This window comes from Stenotrophomonas sp. STEN046, assembly GCF_056759755.1.
The window spans coordinates 92,717-110,088 of sequence record NZ_JBRRDR010000004.1; the positions used below are offsets into that span (position 1 = coordinate 92,717).

Annotated in this window: 17 protein-coding genes; 13 read left to right on the plus strand and 4 right to left on the minus strand. The window is 67.3% G+C overall.

Annotated features, from left to right (window positions below):
- Positions 1-73: 73 nt before the first annotated feature.
- A complete protein-coding gene (gene trxA / locus ACVOLJ_RS03585) occupies positions 74-403 on the minus strand; it encodes a thioredoxin (protein ID WP_025878607.1) in 330 nt (109 codons plus the stop codon).
- Positions 404-913: 510 nt separating this feature from the next.
- Here trxA and rhlB point away from each other — a divergent pair.
- From rhlB to ACVOLJ_RS03625, 8 genes are all read left to right on the plus strand, one after another.
- The gene (rhlB, locus tag ACVOLJ_RS03590) at positions 914-2,641 is read left to right on the plus strand and encodes an ATP-dependent RNA helicase RhlB (protein WP_475278529.1); all 1,728 of its coding nucleotides are present in this window, start codon (positions 914-916) and stop codon (positions 2,639-2,641) included.
- Positions 2,642-2,808: 167 nt separating this feature from the next.
- Positions 2,809-3,603, plus strand: a complete 795-nt coding sequence (locus tag ACVOLJ_RS03595; protein WP_481563469.1) for a class I SAM-dependent methyltransferase — start codon at positions 2,809-2,811, stop codon at positions 3,601-3,603.
- 99 nt (positions 3,604-3,702) lie between these two features.
- Entirely contained in the window at positions 3,703-4,389 is a 687-nt protein-coding gene (ftsE, locus tag ACVOLJ_RS03600) for a cell division ATP-binding protein FtsE (protein WP_475278527.1), read from the plus strand.
- A gap of 3 nt (positions 4,390-4,392) precedes the next feature.
- Positions 4,393-5,340, plus strand: coding sequence for a permease-like cell division protein FtsX (gene ftsX / locus ACVOLJ_RS03605; protein ID WP_475278526.1), 948 nt, complete (start codon positions 4,393-4,395; stop codon positions 5,338-5,340).
- Between the two features lie 7 nt (positions 5,341-5,347).
- Entirely contained in the window at positions 5,348-6,190 is an 843-nt protein-coding gene (locus tag ACVOLJ_RS03610) for a response regulator (RefSeq protein WP_475278525.1), read from the plus strand.
- Positions 6,187-6,912, plus strand: a complete 726-nt coding sequence (gene ung, locus ACVOLJ_RS03615; RefSeq protein WP_481563470.1) for a uracil-DNA glycosylase — start codon at positions 6,187-6,189, stop codon at positions 6,910-6,912. The genes ACVOLJ_RS03610 and ung overlap by 4 nt, the downstream gene beginning before the upstream one ends.
- A gap of 254 nt (positions 6,913-7,166) precedes the next feature.
- Positions 7,167-8,042 carry an RNA polymerase sigma factor RpoH gene (rpoH, locus tag ACVOLJ_RS03620; RefSeq protein ID WP_481563471.1) on the plus strand — a complete coding sequence of 292 codons (876 nt, stop codon included), beginning with the start codon at positions 7,167-7,169 and terminating at the stop codon, positions 8,040-8,042.
- 90 nt (positions 8,043-8,132) lie between these two features.
- On the plus strand, positions 8,133-8,453 hold the full coding sequence (locus ACVOLJ_RS03625) for a hypothetical protein (protein ID WP_475278522.1): 321 nt from the start codon (positions 8,133-8,135) through the stop codon (positions 8,451-8,453).
- A 51-nt stretch (positions 8,454-8,504) separates the two neighbouring features.
- Here ACVOLJ_RS03625 and purD read toward each other — a convergent pair whose 3' ends face one another.
- The 3 genes from purD to purH are packed head-to-tail and all read right to left on the minus strand — an operon-like array spanning position 8,505 to position 12,326.
- Positions 8,505-9,788 (minus strand): phosphoribosylamine--glycine ligase, encoded by a 1,284-nt coding sequence (gene purD, locus ACVOLJ_RS03630; protein WP_475278521.1) that lies wholly within the window; start codon positions 9,786-9,788, stop codon positions 8,505-8,507.
- 58 nt (positions 9,789-9,846) lie between these two features.
- Entirely contained in the window at positions 9,847-10,725 is an 879-nt protein-coding gene (locus ACVOLJ_RS03635) for a hypothetical protein (RefSeq protein WP_481563472.1), read from the minus strand.
- Between the two features lie 17 nt (positions 10,726-10,742).
- Entirely contained in the window at positions 10,743-12,326 is a 1,584-nt protein-coding gene (gene purH / locus ACVOLJ_RS03640; protein WP_475278519.1) for a bifunctional phosphoribosylaminoimidazolecarboxamide formyltransferase/IMP cyclohydrolase, read from the minus strand.
- 187 nt (positions 12,327-12,513) lie between these two features.
- Between purH and ACVOLJ_RS03645 the strand changes: the two genes are divergently transcribed.
- From ACVOLJ_RS03645 to ACVOLJ_RS03665, 5 genes are read left to right on the plus strand one after another with little or no spacing between them, the layout of a single operon-like run.
- A complete protein-coding gene (locus tag ACVOLJ_RS03645) occupies positions 12,514-13,137 on the plus strand; it encodes a hypothetical protein (protein ID WP_481563473.1) in 624 nt (207 codons plus the stop codon).
- A 46-nt stretch (positions 13,138-13,183) separates the two neighbouring features.
- Positions 13,184-13,804: a CDP-alcohol phosphatidyltransferase family protein gene (locus ACVOLJ_RS03650; protein WP_475278517.1), complete on the plus strand. Its 621-nt coding sequence runs from the start codon at positions 13,184-13,186 to the stop codon at positions 13,802-13,804.
- A 37-nt stretch (positions 13,805-13,841) separates the two neighbouring features.
- Positions 13,842-15,593 (plus strand): bifunctional alpha/beta hydrolase/class I SAM-dependent methyltransferase, encoded by a 1,752-nt coding sequence (locus tag ACVOLJ_RS03655; RefSeq protein ID WP_475278516.1) that lies wholly within the window; start codon positions 13,842-13,844, stop codon positions 15,591-15,593.
- On the plus strand, positions 15,593-16,927 hold the full coding sequence (locus tag ACVOLJ_RS03660; protein WP_481563474.1) for a phosphatase PAP2/dual specificity phosphatase family protein: 1,335 nt from the start codon (positions 15,593-15,595) through the stop codon (positions 16,925-16,927). Before ACVOLJ_RS03655 ends, ACVOLJ_RS03660 begins: the two co-directional genes overlap by 1 nt.
- A complete protein-coding gene (locus tag ACVOLJ_RS03665; RefSeq protein WP_475278514.1) occupies positions 16,924-17,361 on the plus strand; it encodes a hypothetical protein in 438 nt (145 codons plus the stop codon). Before ACVOLJ_RS03660 ends, ACVOLJ_RS03665 begins: the two co-directional genes overlap by 4 nt.
- The last annotated feature ends 11 nt before the right edge of the window (positions 17,362-17,372 follow it).

Here is a 17,372-nt window from a genome sequence, read left to right on the forward strand (position 1 = left end):
GGTACGGTATTCAGTCAGGCGCCGGGGCGCCCGCCCGGCAGCCGTGCTGAACGGCTGCCGGTAACGCGCAGGATCAGGCCAGGGCCTTGTCGAGCAGGCCGGCCAGCTGGGCCTTGCCGACGGCACCGATCTGCTCGCCCACCTTCTCGCCGTCCTTGAAGACGACCAGGTAGGGAATCGAGCGCACGTGGTACTTGGCGGCCAGTGCACGGTTGTTGTCCACGTTTACCTTGGCGATCTTGGCGCGGCCCTGGTAGGCATCGGCCAGTTCGTCCAGCGCGGGGGCGATCATCTTGCACGGGCCACACCATTCGGCCCAGAAATCGACCAGCACCGGTTCCTTGGAATTCAGCACGGCGCTATCAAAGTCGGCATCGCCGACATGTACAACCTTGTCGCTCATCTTGGTTTCTCGTCTTGGATTGCACCCGGCCAGGCCGGAGGTGGGTGAACTGGGCCATGCCCGGTGGCGTGACCCTCGTCGTTGCCTCGCGACGGGGTGCCGCGGTGCGTTCGGCGGGATGCCTGGACGCTCACGGCCGGCAGTGTACCCCTATCGCGGGGCGGGTACAGGTGCTGGCTGGAACCCAGCGTATCGGGATCGTATGGCGCACCGCATGGGGCCTGTTTCCCTGTCCATCACCAGATGGGGGTGCGGCTCTGCCAGGCAAATGCCTGCCGGCGGGTTGTTCAAGTGCGGTATCGCGCTGTGAAGGCGCGCTGTCTCCTTTGGGGGTGAGACGGACGATTCCGGTTTGCCGGCCCGAGTGCGGTAAACTGGGGCATTGTGCGGTGCGCGGACCCGAGGGGTCCCGGCCAGCCCGACCCGCCGCAGGGGCCGCAGTTTGCGACGGAGCCCCAACAGATTCCAGTGCCGCCGCCTGCAGGCGCGTGGCCATACCAAGACGGACACATGAGCGACAAACCGCTGACCGATTTGACCTTTTCCTCCTTCGATCTGCATCCGGCCCTGCAGGCTGGTCTTGAAGGAGCCGGATTCACCCGCTGCACCCCGATCCAGGCGCTGACCCTGCCGGTGGCTCTACCCGGTGGCGACGTTGCCGGCCAGGCCCAGACCGGCACCGGCAAGACGCTGGCCTTCCTGGTCGCTGTCGTGAACCGCCTGCTGACGCGTCCGGCGCTGGCCGACCGCAAGCCGGAGGACCCGCGCGCGCTGATCCTGGCACCGACCCGCGAACTGGCCATCCAGATCCACAAGGATGCGGTGAAGTTCGGTTCCGATCTGGGCCTGCGTTTCGCCCTGGTCTACGGCGGCGTGGATTACGACAAGCAGCGCGAGATCCTGCAGCAGGGCGTGGACGTCATCATCGCCACCCCGGGCCGCCTGATCGACTACGTCAAGCAGCACAAGGTGGTGTCGCTGCACGCCTGCGAAATCTGCGTGCTGGACGAAGCCGACCGCATGTTCGACCTGGGCTTCATCAAGGACATCCGCTTCCTGCTGCGCCGCATGCCCGAGCGCACCACCCGCCAGACCCTGCTGTTCAGCGCCACCCTGAGCCACCGCGTGCTCGAGCTGGCCTATGAGCACATGAACGAGCCGCAGAAGCTGGTGGTCGAAGCCGAAACCATCACCGCTGCGCGCGTGCGCCAGCGCATCTACTTCCCGGCCGACGAAGAGAAGATCCCGCTGCTGCTGGGCCTGCTGTCGCGCAGCGAAGGCGCGCGCACCATGGTCTTCGTCAATACCAAGGTCTTCGTCGAGCGTGTGGCCCGTTCGCTGGAACGTTCCGGCTACCGCGTGGGCGTGCTGTCCGGTGACGTGCCGCAGAAGAAGCGCGAGAGCCTGCTCAACCGCTTCCAGAAGGGCCAGCTGGAAATCCTGGTGGCCACCGACGTGGCTGCCCGTGGCCTGCACATCGATGGCATCAAGTACGTCTACAACTACGACCTGCCGTTCGACGCTGAAGACTACGTGCACCGCATCGGCCGTACCGCCCGCCTGGGCGAGGAAGGCGATGCGATCAGCTTCGCCTGCGAACGCTATGCGATGGGCCTGCCGGACATCGAGGCGTACATCGAACAGAAGATTCCGGTGGAAGCGGTCACCAGCGAGATCCTGACCTCGCTGCCGCGTCCCGAGCGCGCTGCGCCGGCACCGGGTGAGGAAGGCGAAGAGAACGAAAGCGTCGGCCAGATCTTCCGCGAAGCACGTGAAGCGCGTGCGGCCGAGGAAGAGCGTCGTGGTGGTGGCCGCAGTGGCAGCCGTTCCGGCAGTGGTGGTGGCGCGGGTCGTGGTGGGCGTGATGGCGAGCGCAGCGGCGAACGCCGTCCGCGTGGCCCGCGCAAGCCGCGCGTGGAAGGCGAGCAGACCGCTGCCGCGCCCGTGCCGGGCGCCGAGGCCGCAGTGGCCCAGGCTCCGCGTCCGCCCCGCCCGCCGCGCGCCGAAGGTGCGCCGGAAGGTGCCCAGGACGGCGAGCACAAGCAGCGCAAGCGCCGTCGTCGTCGCCATGGCCGTCCGGTCGAAGGTGCCGAGGGCGTGGCCAACACCGGCAACGGCGCCAGCCCGGTCAAGCCGGTGCAGGTCGTCGCCAAGCCGGTGCGCACCAGCGCTGATGTCGGCGACTCGTTCCTGACCCGCATCGGCCGCAAGATCCGCCGGATGCTGTCGGGCAGCTGAGTGGTAGCGCCCGACCGTTGGTCGGGCGACATCAAGGGTGTGCCGACCAACGGTCGGCACCCACTAACAGTCGGCCCCCCTGGTCCGCACTGAGCCGAGCACGGGCTCGGCTCTACAGCCACGATGCCGCCGGGCAGGTGCCTTGTCGCACCTGGCTCTGGCCGCGCTTGCCCGCCTCCATTCAAGCTGATTCCTCCCGCATCCGAAGGAATCACGCGATGGCATCCGTACCGTGCTACGACGCATTCGATCTGCACTACGCGCAGCATGTGGCGGCGTCCGCATCCCGACCGCTCGAGCGCCGGACCCTGCTGGAGCTGGCTGGTCCACTGCAGGGGCGGGATGTCGTCGATCTGGCCTGCGGTTCAGGCGATTTTGGCCGCCACCTCCTGTTGCACGGCGCACGTAGTGCCCTCGGTGTCGATCTGTCCGCCGCGATGATCGACCAGGCACGCGTGCTTTCCCGGCAGGGCGGTGATGCCATGCAGTTCCAGCACGGCGACGCCACCCGCCTGGACATGCCGGCCCGCTTCGACATTGCCGTGGCGGTCTGGCTGTTCAACCACGCCGATACGCAGCAGGAACTGGAGCGCATGTACCGGGCCGCAGCCAAGCTGCTCAGGCCGGGGGGACTGCTGCTGGGCATCGTCACCCATCCGGCTTTCCGGCTCGCCAGAGGCGACTTCTCCCGCTACGGCGCACGCATCGTCCGGCAGCAGACGCTGGATGATCATCACGTGGTGGAGGTAGCGTTCGCCGATGCAGCGGCGGCCCGCGTCACCGACCATCAATGGCGTGCGGACCAGCACGAGTGGGCGGCAGCTCGCGCCGGCCTGCATGGGCTGCAGTGGCAGGTACCGGTGCCAACGGCGGCGGAGCGCCAGGAGCGCCCATCCGGTTTCTGGGATGAATACCTGGACAACAACGCGCTAGTGGTCCTTCACGCCCGCAGCGAGGGATAGCGCCCGGGCAGGACCGGCCAGCGCAGCGGCAGATCGAAGATTCCGCCGGGCATGGCCCGGCGCTACCGATCCGCCACGCCGCTCCTGCATAATCGGGGCATGAGTGTCCTGCGCTTCGACAATGTCAGCAAACAGTACGCCGGTGGCCATGAAGCACTGACCGATGTCAGCTTCGAGGTGGCCCCGGGCGAAATGCTGTTCGTCACCGGCCATTCCGGGGCGGGCAAAAGCACCCTGCTCAAGTTGATCCACCTCGACGAGCGGCCCAGCCGTGGCGCGGTGGTGTTCGACGAGCGCAACCTGCTGAAGGTGCGCGGCGGCGATGTACCCCGTCACCGGCGTGCGGTGGGTGCGGTCTACCAGGACCACCGACTGCTGATGGACCGCTCCATTGCCGAGAACGTGGCCTTGCCGCTGATCCTGCGCGGCACCCGCCGGGGCGACATCAACAAGCGCGTGCGCTCGGTGCTCGAACGGATGGGCCTGGGCCACCGCGAGAAGGCGCTGCCCTCGCAGCTGTCAGCCGGTGAGCAGCAGCGCGTGGGCATCGCCCGCGCGATTGTCGGTGAGCCCAAGCTGCTGGTGGCCGACGAACCGACCGGCAACCTTGACCCGACCCTCGCCGCGGAAATCATGGCGCTGTTCGCCGAGCTGCCTTCACGCGGTACCAGCGTGCTGGTGGTCAGCCATGACCTGCCGCTGCTGCGTCACATGCGCAAGCGCGTGCTGATCCTCGACCACGGCCGGCTGGTGGATGACATCTCGCCGCAGGATCTGGCGGAGTAACCCATGGCCAAGAACGAAAATACCGAAGCTGCCGCGCCGTCGCGCCTGGGTGTCTGGTTCCAGCATCACGTGCACAGCGTGGTGTTCAGTCTCGGCCGTGCCTGCCGCAAGCCCTGGGCAACCCTGCTGACGGTGATGGTCATGGCGCTGGCGCTGGCGTTGCCGCTGGGGCTGTCGATCGCGCTGGACAACCTCAAGCAGTTCGCCGGCAGCGTCCAGCAGTCGCGTGACATCAATGTATTCCTGAAAGCCGATGTCGATGGACCGGCTGCGCTGCGTCTGGCCGGTGAGCTGCGCGATCGCCCGGATGTCGGCAACGTCGTCGTGCGTACGCCGGAACAGGGCCTGGAGGAGCTTCGCCAGGCCGGTCTGGGTGAAGCCATCGATGCGCTCAACGACAATCCGCTGCCGTCACTGCTGGTGATCACCCCCGGCCAGGGCCAGGACGATGCGCGCCTGGCGCGTGCGCTGGAAAGCCTGCCGGGTGCCGACCTGGTGCAGCATGATGCACTGTGGCGCCAGCGCCTGGATGCATGGCTGGCGTTCGGCGCACGGCTGGTGCAGGTGCTGTCGGTGCTGCTTGGCGTAGGCGCTGCGCTGGTGGTCGGCAATACCGTGCGCCTGGACATCCAGGCCCGCCGCGAGGAAATCGGCGTGCTGCAGTTGCTGGGTGCCAGCGACGGTTTCATCCGCCGCCCGTTCCTGTACCTGGGTGCGTGGTACGGCCTGGGCGCCGGTGCGGTGGCGCTGGGCCTGATCGGCATTGCCGGTGCCGCGCTGCGTGCACCGCTGGCCGAACTGTCACGCAGCTATGGCAGCCCGTTCGTGCTGCATGGCCTGGACCTGCTGCACGGCAGCCTGGTCCTGCTTGGCACCCTGCTGCTGGGGTGGCTGGGCGCCTGGCTGGTCACCGGCCACTTCCTCCGCCAGACCCGACCGACCGACACCTGAGACCGGCATGCAACCGCAAGCGCTGAAGCACCTTGAAGGGCCCGCGACGCGGGTGATGGTGGTCGACGGTTCCAAGCTGGTACGCAAACTGATTGCCGATGTCCTGCAGCGCGATCTGCCGGGCGTGGAGGTGATCGGCTGCGACAGCATCGAGGACGCACAGCATGCACTGGCGCAGGGGCCGGTCGATCTGGTCACCACCTCGCTGACCCTGCGCGATGGCGACGGCCTGGCACTGGCGCGGATGGTCCGCGAAGCCGCCGGCCAGGCCTACGTGCCGGTCATCGTGGTCTCCGGTGACGCCCAGCAGCATCTCGAACAGCGCCGCTTCACCGAATACGTCACCGATTATTTCGACAAGTCGCTGGGGCACGAAGCCCTGGCGACCTTCGTGCGCGGCTATGTACAGCCGCAGACCATTCCCGGCGCGACCATCCTGTATATCGAGGACAGCCGGGTGGTGGCCGAGGCGACCAAGCGCATGCTCGAGCGCCAGCAGCTCAACGTGATGCACGTGGTCAGCGCTGAAGAGGCGTTCATCCTGTTGACGGCCGAATCGCTGGGCCGCAGCCGGCATCGCATCGATCTGGTGCTGACCGACGTCACCCTGAAGGGGGAACTGAGCGGTCGTGACGTGGTGCAGCGCGTGCGCGTGGACTTCGGCTACGGCAAGCGCCGGCTGCCGGTGCTGGTGATGACCGGCGATGGCAATCCGCACAACCAGACCGGCCTGCTGCAGGCCGGTGCCAACGACCTGGTGCTCAAGCCCATCGAAGAACGCCTGCTGGTCACCAAGGTGCTGTTCCAGCTGCGGCTGGCCCGATTGACTGATGGACCCGTGTTGAAATGATCGATGAAGTAGTGGACACCCCGGCGATCCAGCTGGAACCGAGCTGGAAGCAGCGTGTCGGTGATTACCTGCTGCAGCCGCAGATGCGCGAGCTGTCCAGTTTCCTGCGCCAGCGCAAGGCCAGTGGCGCGGCAGTGTTCCCGCCGGGCCCGCAGATCTTCGCCGCGTTCGATGCGACCCCGTTCGATCAGGTGAAGGTAGTCATCCTCGGCCAGGACCCGTACCACGGCCGCGGCCAGGCGCACGGCCTGAGCTTCTCGGTGCAGCCCGGCACAGCGGTGCCGCCGTCGCTGCTGAACATCTACAAGGAGATCGAGGGTGACCTCGGCCTGCCGCGGCCCGATCACGGCTGCCTGATTCCCTGGGCGCAACGTGGCGTGCTGCTGCTCAATGCGGTGTTGACGGTGGAAGAGGGCAAGGCTGGCGCCCACCAGGGACGTGGCTGGGAAGGCTTCACCGACCACGTGGTGGATGTGCTCAACCGCGAGCGCGAGGGCCTGGTGTTCATGCTGTGGGGCGCGTACGCGCAGCAGAAGGGCAAGGTCATCGATGGCGGCCGCCACCGCGTGCTGAAGTCGCCGCATCCCTCGCCGCTGTCGGCCCATCGCGGCTTCCTCGGCTGCCGCCATTTCTCGATGGCCAACGAGTACCTGCAGCGTCGCGGGCAGGCCCCGATCGACTGGTCGCTTCCGCCGCGGGCGGCGCTGGCCGCCTCGGGCTGAACGACGGGCAACGTTCCCCGCAGCTGAATGGGTGGAAAGACCGCCCGTTCAGCTGGTTTTGACCCGAATTGGCCGGGTTTCTGATGCTAACGGGCTGAATTGAAAGGGATTGTCCATCCCGAAAAGCGCACTCGCCACTGTCATCAAATCGCGTTACGGTAGGGCTCTGTTTGGGGCCAGTGTTGCATTCACGGAACGCTGGAACTTTTTCCTCCTTTAGCAGTCCAAATCCCGGACTGCTAAGATGGGTGCCTATGAGCCAGAACACCTCTACTGCCCTTGTGGCAAACAATCTGCCGATTCCCAGTGCGCTCGGTTCGCTGGACGCCTACATCGGTGCCGTGCACCAGATCCCGGTGCTGTCGGTCGATAACGAACAGGACCTGGCCCGTCGCTTCCGCGACGGCAACGATCTGGACGCTGCCCGCGAGCTGGTGCATTCGCACCTGCGCTTCGTGGTGCATGTGGCCCGTGGCTACAACGGCTACGGCCTTGCGCTGGGTGACCTGATCCAGGAAGGCAACATCGGCCTGATGAAGGCGGTCAAGCGCTTCGACCCGGACATGGGCGTGCGCCTGGTGTCCTTCGCCGTGCACTGGATTCGTGCCGAGATGCACGAGTTCATCCTGAAGAACTGGCGCATCGTGAAGGTCGCCACGACCAAGGCGCAGCGCAAGCTGTTCTTCAACCTGCGCAAGTCGAAGAAGCGCCTGGGCTGGATGAACGCGGCCGAAGTCAGCGCGGTGGCCAAGGACCTGAACGTGTCCGAGCGCGAGGTCATGGAAATGGAGTCGCGCCTGTCCGGCCGCGATATCGGTTTCGATGCGCCGACCGACGAGGACAACGATCATGCGCCGCCGTCGCCGGCTGCGTACCTGGTGGCCAACGACGAAGACCCGTCGATGGCGTACGAGCGTGCCGACAGCGAAGACAACCAGATGCAGCTGCTGCGCGAAGGCCTGGCCGAACTGGATGCGCGTTCGCGCGACATCATCCGTCGTCGCTGGCTGGATGCCGACAGCAAGGTGACGCTGCAGGAACTGGCCGACGAGTACGGCGTGTCGGCCGAGCGTATCCGCCAGGTCGAGGCGAATGCGCTGAAGAAGATGAAGGCGCTGTTCACCGCGTAAGGTGGTCAGGCGCTGCGATGTTGAAGAGGCCCGGCACTGCCGGGCCTTTCTTTTTCCGTCGTGCAGGATCGCACGTGCTGGATGGTCGAAATGAGCTACGAGTACAGACTGGTGTTCGATGATGCAACGGCGATGCGGCGGGCGATGGATGCACTGGCCGGGGATGCCGCCTGTGTCGCCGCGCACGGCGGCGAGCTCTGGCTCAGGGATCCGGCACTGTGCAGCGAAGCCGACTACGACGTGCGGTTGACGCGCGAAAGCGAGCGTTCCCTATGGCTGCAGGTCAACGTCCGTTCCGATCATCTGCACGCGCTCCTGTGCGATGCGCTGGGCGGAGCGTTGGTGCTCTGTCATGAGGATGGCGATGACCGTGAAGAGGTGACGCTGCGCGCCGCATTCCGCATCCGATGACAACGGCCCGGCATTGCCGGGCCGTCCGTGTTGGCGGATGCAATGCGAGGTTCATCCCTCGCGTGCGATCGCCCGCCAGCCGATGTCGTTGCGGTGGAACTCATTGGCCCAGGTCACCTTGGCCACGCCGGCATACGCGTTCGCCTGTGCCTCGCGCACGCTGTCACCCAGTGCAGCCACGCACAGCACGCGGCCGCCGGCGCTGAGCACCTGGCCCTGCGCATCCAGCGTGGTACCGGCATGGAACACCTTGGCACTGGCCGGCACCTCGTCGAGGCCGGAGATCACATCGCCGGTGATCGGCGATTCCGGGTACGGCTTCGCGGCCAGCACCACGCCCAGCGATGGGCGCCGATCCCACTGCGCCTCGATCTGGTCCAGACGGCCATCGATGGCCGCTTCCAGCAGCTCGACCAGGTCCGATTGCAGGCGCAGCATCACCGGCTGCGTTTCCGGGTCGCCGAAGCGCACGTTGAACTCGATCACCTTCGGTGCGCCGCTGGCGTCGATCATCAGGCCGGCGTAGAGGAAGCCGGTGAACGGGATGCCATCGGCAATCATGCCCTGCACGGTCGGGTTGACCACCTCGCGCATGACGCGCGCATGCACCTCCGGCGTCACCACCGGAGCCGGCGAGTACGCGCCCATGCCACCGGTGTTGGGGCCGGTATCGCCGTCGCCGACGCGCTTGTGGTCCTGCGAGGTAGCCATCGGCAGTGCGTGTACGCCGTCCACCATCGAAATGAAGCTGGCTTCCTCACCATCGAGGAACTCCTCGATGACCACGCGTGCGCCGGCATCGCCGAACGCGTTGCCCGACAGCATGTCGCGCACCGCGTCTTCGGCTTCGGCCTGGGTCATCGCCACGATCACGCCCTTGCCGGCGGCCAGGCCATCGGCCTTGACCACGATCGGTGCGCCCTTCTCGCGGATGTAGGCCAGCGCGGCGTCCACGTCGGTGTGCACGGCGTAGAACGCGGTGGGGATGTTGTGACGGGCCAGGAAATCCTTGGCGTAGGCCTTGCTGCCTTCCAGCTGCGCGGCGGCGGCGGTCGGCCCGAAGATGCGCAGGCCGGCAGCGCGGAAGCGGTCGACCACGCCGGCCACCAGCGGCACTTCCGGGCCGACCACGGTCAGCGCCACGCCTTCGGCCTGGGCCAGTGCGAGCAGGCCGTCGATGTCGGTGACCTTGACCGCCACGTTGCGGCACTTGTCTTCGCTGGCGGTGCCGGCGTTGCCGGGTGCCACGATCACTTCGGTGACACGGGAGGACTGGGCCAGCTTCCATGCCAGGGCGTGTTCGCGGCCGCCAGAGCCGATGACAAGTACGTTCATCACGAGATTCCAGATTGCGTGGGAAGGGAAGGTCGATATCCCCGGCGGCGCGCGTGGTTCACTCGCAGCCTTCGCGTCGCAGCGATTCGGGGAAGGAATAGGTCCAGGTCTTCGGGTCCAGGGTGAAGCGGTGCTGCTGCTGCACCCGCTTGCCGCCACAGGTGTTGCCGCTTTCTTCGATCAGCAGCGGCCAGACGCGTGCGCTGCGGTCGCTGTCGTCGAAACGCAGCGCGAAATCGATGCTGAAGCGACGGGTGCGGCAGTCATTGGCGGTGTCGGGGTCGGTGGCCGCGTCGACGTTCTCACATTCGTACTGGGCATCGTTGTCGATGTGGCTGCGCACGTTGCCGGTGGCGACCAGTCCGTTCGGGCCTGGCAGCACCAGCGTCTGCGAGAGCAGCGAGAAGCCCTGCCCGAACCAACCGTCCTCGACACGGAAGCCGTAGAAGTCGCTGCCGGCGCGGATGACACTGGCCGAGCCCGGCTGGCCGCCGCTGCCGAAGCGTTCGCCGGTCAGTTCGCTGGTCACCTCGAAGCCATCGCCCTTGGGCCGCAGCACGAAGAAGTCGATCGTTCCCGGGTCGATGTGCGCGCCATCGGCCAGCGCGCCACACACCGCCAGCAGCTGCTGCCAGCTGTCACCGGTCACCACCGGTTGCTCGGCGCAGACCTGCCAGTCGATGGGGCGGGTTTCATCATCCTGGGTCCAGCTGCCGCGCCATTCACCGGACAGCTTGGCATTGCTGCCATAGCGCGTGGCCAGGAACGCCTGCAGGCGCGCGGTGCGGCTGACATGCGTGGCAGGTTCGGCCGCCGCCGCCGGCGCCTGTTCGGGCTTGGCGTCGGCGGCCGGCTCGGCGGCTGGCTTGCAGCCGGCCAGCAGGGCGGTGCCAGCGAAGGCCAGCATGGCAAGCGGTTTCAAGGACAGTGCAGACATCCGTGTCGATCCCGGTATCAGTGGCGGAAGTGGCGGACGCCGGTGAACACCATGGCCAGGCCATGTTCGTCGGCGGCGGCGATCACTTCAGCATCGCGCATCGAACCGCCCGGCTGGATCACGGCCTTGATGCCGGCAGCAGCAGCGGCATCGATGCCGTCGCGGAACGGGAAGAACGCATCGGAGGCCATCACCGAACCTTCGACCACCAGGTTCGCGTCGGCCGCCTTGATGCCGGCGATGCGTGCCGAATACACGCGGCTCATCTGGCCGGCGCCGACACCGATGGTGCGGTTGTCCCTGGCGTAGACGATCGCGTTGGACTTCACGAACTTGGCGACCTTCCAGGCGAACAGCAGGTCGCTGAACTGCTTGTCGGTCGGTGCCAGCTTGCTGACCACCTTCAATTCGTCGCGGGTCATGCCGCGGTTGTCCGAGGACTGCAGCAGCAGGCCCGAGCCCACGCGCTTGTTGTCGAAGTTGTTCAGGCCGTCGCCATGCGGAATGCGCAGCACGCGCACGTTGGCCTTCTTCTGCGCATATTCCAGCGCAGCCGGCTCGTAGTCCGGGGCGATCAGCACTTCCACGAACTGGCGGTCCAGGATGACCTGCGCGGTGGCCGCGTCCAGCGGCTTGTTGAAGGCGATGATGCCGCCGAAAGCGCTGGTCGGGTCGGTGGCATAGGCCAGCTCATAGGCATCGCCATTGCCGGCGCCGACGGCCACGCCGCACGGGTTGGCGTGCTTGACGATGACGCAGGCCGGCACATCGAACTGACGCACGCATTCCCACGCTGCATCGGCATCGGCCAGGTTGTTGTAGCTCAGCTCCTTGCCCTGCAGCTGCTGGAACGTTGCGAGCGTGCCCGGCACCGGGTGCAGGTCGCGGTAGAACGCGCCGCTCTGGTGCGGGTTTTCGCCATAGCGCAGGTCCATCACCTTCACGAAGGTGGAATTCATCTGCGCCGGGTACTCGGCGCGCACCGGCACGGCAGCGTCGGTGGCGGTGACCGCAGACAGGTAGTTGCTGATGGCCGCATCGTACTGGGCGACGCGGTTGAACGCGGCCACCGAGAACGCGAAGCGGGTGCCGGCGCTCAGCTGGCCGTTGTTGGCCTCCAGCGAGGCCAGCAGTTCAGCGTACTGCGACGGGTCGGTGGCCACGGCCACGCGGGCGAAATTCTTGGCCGCCGAGCGCAGCATCGCCGGGCCGCCGATGTCGATGTTCTCCACCGCGTCGGCCAGGCTGCAGTCGGCCTTGGCGGTGACCGATTCGAACGGGTACAGGTTCAGCACCAGCAGGTCGATGGCGCCGATGCCGTGCTCGGCCATCACCGCATCGTCCAGCCCGGAACGGCCTAGCAGGCCGCCGTGCACCATCGGATGCAGGGTCTTGACCCGGCCATCCATCATTTCCGGGAAGCCGGTGACGTCGGCCACATCCTTCACGGCCAGGCCCGCATCGCGGATCGCCTTGGCGGTACCGCCGGTGGAGAGCAGCTCCACGCCGCGTGCAGCCAGCGCGGTGGCCAGCTCGACCAGGCCGGTCTTGTCGGAAACGGAGAGGAGGGCCCGGCGGACGGGCAACAGATCAGCAGTCATGGGGACAGGGCAATCGGCAGCGGAGCGGGGCCGATATTGTAGGCGGTGGGGGGCGTTGGCGGGTGCCGCAGGGGCAGATTCGCCGCGTGCAGGGCCGGGTTGGCCGCGAGGGGCACCGCCGGCGGGCTTGCCAGCGGCGGTCTGGGACGGCACGGTGCGTCCTGTTCCACGCGCAGGATGCCGCTCCATGACCGTCGCCACCCGCCTGCAGGCCGCTCTCGACGCCGAGGGCGCGCTGCTGTTGCTGGCCCGCTATGTGCGCCACGCGCGCTGCGGCCAGGGCGCGGCATGGGTCGGCCCGGCCGACGTACCCACGCTGCAGGCCGAAGCCGGGGAGCGCTGGGGCGAACATGCGGAGATCCTGTCCTGGGACGTACAGCGCCGCGAGCACCGGCGCTGGCGGCGGCTGACGTTCAAGGTCTACCTGGACGACGACAAGCGCTGGTACGGCGATGCCATCGGGCTGCATCGGCGCGCGCCGAGCCTGGCCGAGCTGCTGCAGGTGATGCACGCGCGGCGCTGGCTGGACCCCTTCGAGCTGCATCTGTATGCCGGTGGCCTGGATGAGGGCGCGATCGTGCTGCCTGCCGGCGGCATCATCCACTTCCAGCGCTCACCCGGTGGCGTGTACCGGCTGCTGATGCTGCAGGGCGGGTTCGCCGATGCGGGGGCGCAGCTACGGGCCGCACAGGCGGTACGCAATGCCTTGCAGCAGCGCCCCGATGTGGCCTGGCTGCGCCGGCATATCGATCCCGACCTGCCGTGGCAGGACTGGCTGGCTCGGCCGGAATTTGCCGGTACCTGCATTTGATGGGGTAGGCTGTGCCCGCACTGCCAAGGATTAGCGGGTTCAGATCGTGTCGATCTATGCATTGAAAGGACGTTTCCAGGACCTGTTGCGTCCGGCCGTACGCGGGCTGTACCGCATGGGGATCACCGCCAACACGGTGACCGTGGCTGCGGCCGTGGTTTCGCTGCTGGTGGCTGCCGGGGTCTGGTACTACGCGCCCACCCGACCGCTGCTGTACCTGGCCCTGCCGCTGTGGATGCTGCTGCGCATGGCACTCAACGCCGTCGACGGCATGCTGGCGCGCGAGTTCGGCCAGCAGTCGAAGCTGGGCGCCTATCTGAATGAGCTGTGCGATGTGATCGCCGATGCGGCGCTGTACCTGAGCCTGCTCAGCGTGGCGGGCGTGCATGCGCAGGCGCTGTGGCTGCTGGCCTGGGCCGCGGCCCTGAGCGAGTACGCCGGTGTATTGGGATTGATGGTCGGTGCCAGCCGACGCTACGACGGCCCGATGGGCAAGAGCGACCGCGCCTTCGTGATCGGTGTGCTGGGCCTGGCGCTGGCGTTCGGCTGGGCCGGTGCGACCACGGTCAGCGCGGTGGCCACGCTTGCGGCAGTGCTGTGTGCGGTGACGATGATCAACCGCGTGCGGCAGGGACTGAAGGAAGCCGCGGCGACTCCGCAGCGGTAAACAGCAAGACTACACGCCATACCAATACGGAGATTGCATGCGTCAGGCGCAGGAACGGGAATTCCACAGCTTCGACCAGGTACCGCTGTTTTACCGGTACTGGCCGGGCACCACGACAACCACGCCAGCGAAGGCCATCGTGCTGCTGCATCGCGGGCACGAGCATTCGGGACGGGTGACCCATCTGGTCGATGAGCTCGACCTGCCCGACACCGCCTTCTTTGCCTGGGACGCGCGCGGCAATGGCCGCTCGCCCGGCACCCGCGGCGATGCGCCCGGTTTTCCGGCGCTGGTACGCGACCTGGACAGCTTCATCGCCCACATCGGCGCCGAGCACGGCATCGCGGTGGAAGACATCGTGGTCATCGCGCAGAGCGTGGGCGCGGTGGTGGCCGCGACCTGGGTGCACGATTACGCACCGCGCCTGCGTGCGCTGGTGATGGCCTCGCCGGCGTTCAAGGTGAAGCTGTACGTGCCGTTCGCACGCGCTGGGCTGACGCTGATGCAGAAGCTGCGCGGCAACTTCTTCGTCAACAGCTACGTCAAGCCGCAGTGGCTCACGCACGATCCGGCGCGGGTGGAAAGCTACCGCACCGATCCGCTGATCACCCGGCCGATTTCGGTGCGCGTGCTGCTGGGCCTGTACGAGGCGGCCGACCGCATCGTGGCCGATGCGCAGGCGATCAGCGTACCGGTGCAGCTGCTGGTCTCCGGCTCGGATTTCGTGGTCCATCGCGGTCCGCAGGATCGCTTCTACGAGCGCCTGTCCAGCCCGATCAAGGAGCGCGTGCATCTGCCCGGCTTCTTCCACGACACCCTGGGCGAGCGTGACCGTGCACCGGCGCTGGCGCGCATCCGCAGCTTCATCCAGGCGCGCTTTGCCGAGCCGCTGCGCGAACTTTCACGGCGCGACGCGCATCGGCATGGCCCGACCTTCGAGGAATCAGAGATCCTGGCCTGGCCGCCAGAGCGCAACAGCCTGGCTGACCTGCGCTGGCGCGTGGTGCGTGGCGGCCTGCGCTTCGGCGGCACGCTGTCTGAAGGCATCGCGCTGGGCCTGCAGACCGGTTTCGATTCGGGCAGCACGCTGGATTACATCTATCGCGACCAGGCGCGCGGCAAGGGGCCGCTGGGCCGCATGGTCGACCGCAACTATCTGGATGCGATCGGCTGGCGTGGCATCCGTGTACGCGGCAAGCATCTGCAGGAACTGCTGCGCGATGCTGCCCAGCGCCTGCGCGGGCAGGGCGCGCCGGTACGCGTGCTGGACGTGGCCGCCGGCCATGGCCGCTATGTGCTGGAAGCGCTGGGAACGGGCGAGCAGCGTGCGGACCGCATCGTGCTGCGTGATTTCAGCGATCTGAACGTCACCCAGGGCAGGGCGCTGATCGAGCGCCTCGGCGCGACCGACATTGCCCGCTTCGAACAGGGCGACGCGTTCGATCCGGCGCAGCTGGCGACCGTGGACCCCGCACCTACGCTGGCAGTCGTATCGGGCCTGTATGAGTTGTTCCCGGACAACGATGCGGTGCTGCGCTCGCTGCAGGGGATTGCCGCGACGGTGCCGGTCGGCGGCTATCTGGCCTACACCGGCCAGCCGTGGCATCCGCAGCTGGAGTTCATCGCGCGTGCGCTGACCAGCCATCGCGATGGCGTGGCATGGGTGATGCGCCGTCGCACCCAGCACGAGATGGATGAGCTGGTGCGTCTGGCCGGCTTCCAGAAGGTGGCCCAGCGCATCGATGACTTCGGCATCTTCACCGTGTCGTTGGCGCGCCGGATCGCGTGATGGCGACGCTGGCAGCAACCCCACTGGCCAGCGAGGCGCGTCCCTGGCGACGCGCCCTGTTGTGGCTGGCACTGCTGGGACCGTTCTTCTTCGCCAGTTATGGCTTTGCCAACTGGATGGCCGGACGCCATGCCGAACTGCCGGTGATGGCGTTCGCCTGGGAAACGCAGATTCCGTTCGTGCCGTGGACAATCGTGCCGTACTGGTCGATCGACCTGTTCTATGCGATCTCGTTCTTCCTGTGCAGGCGCCGGCTGGAACTGGACCGGCATGCGCTTCGCCTGCTCAGCGCGCAGGTGATCGCAGTGGCGTGTTTCCTGCTGTGGCCCCTGAGATTCAGCTTTCAACGGCCGGAGATCGGCGGTGTGTTCGGCTGGCTGTTCGATGTGCTGCTGGGCTTCGACAAGCCGTTCAACCAGGCACCCTCGCTGCACATCGTGCTGCTGATCGTGCTGTGGGTGAAGTTCGCGCAGTACCTGCATGGCGCCTGGCGCTGGGTGCTGCACGCTTGGGCGCTGCTGATCGGCATTTCGGTGCTCACCACCTTCCAGCATCACTTCATCGACATTCCCACCGGGCTGCTGGCCGGCTGGCTGTGCGTGTGGCTGTGGCCGGAGCAGGGCATGCCGCCCCTGCGCGCCTGGCAGACCGCACGTGACCCCAGGCGCTGGCGATTGGCAGCGTTCTACCTGCTTGGTGCCGGCCTGCTGCTGGTGCCGGTGGTGATGCTGCGCGGTGCCGCACTCTGGCTGCTGTGGCCGGTGGTATCGCTGCTGCTGGTGGCGCTGGCCTACGCCGGCCTGGGCACGGCCGTGTTCCAGAAGCGCAGCGATGGCCGGCTGACGATGGCCGCGCGCTGGCTGCTGGCGCCGTATCTGGCCGCTGCCTGGATCAATTCGCGGCTGTGGACGCGACGCGCGCCGCAGCCGGTCCAGGTGGCCGATGATGTCTGGCTGGGACGCCTGCCGTGCAACGCGCTGCCGGCGCCGCTGCGGGGCGTGATCGATACCTGTGCCGAGCTTTCCTGCTGCGCGCCGGGTGCAGCGTATGCCGGCGTGCCGATGCTGGACCTGGTGGTGGCGACCCCCGCGCAGCTGCGCGACGCTGCCGATGCCATCGAGCGCCTGCGCGCGCAGGGGCCGGTGCTGGTCTGCTGTGCATTGGGTTATTCGCGCAGTGCCGCCAGCGTGGCGACCTGGTTGCTGCGTAGTAGTCGTGTGGGCAACGTGGCCGATGCGGTGGCCAGGGTGCGTGCCGCGCGGCCGTCCATCGTGCTGCACGAGGTTCATCTGCAGACCATCGCGGCCGCCGCCGCGCAGGAGAGAACAGCATGAGTGCCGGACCCGATCTGCCGATGATGCACCTGCTGCTGCGCCAGGGACGCCTGCCTGCGGCACTGTCGCTGGGGTTGCTGCTGGTAGCGTTGGTGTTGCTGGGCATCGAGCCCGGGCTGGCGATGGTGGCTGCCGGCCTGCTGTTGCTGAGTGTGGTGGCCGGCGTACTGCAGGCGTACTACGCGGTGCGTGTGCATCTTGATGCCAGCCTGTTGCGCCTGCTGCAGCAGGAAGGCCTGCAGGGTGAGCTGGCCGCGCAACGTGTGGACCAGGCCTTGCACACGGCCGGCCTGCGCAGGCTGGACGCGCAGGCGCCGCTGCGCGGCTGGGACGCACGCTGGATGGGCATGCGCCGCCTGCTGGTACGGCAGTTCGCGGCTACGCTGCTGCAGTTTGCCGCACTGCTGCTGGCCGTGCTGTGGCCGCAGACCTGATGGGAGACGAT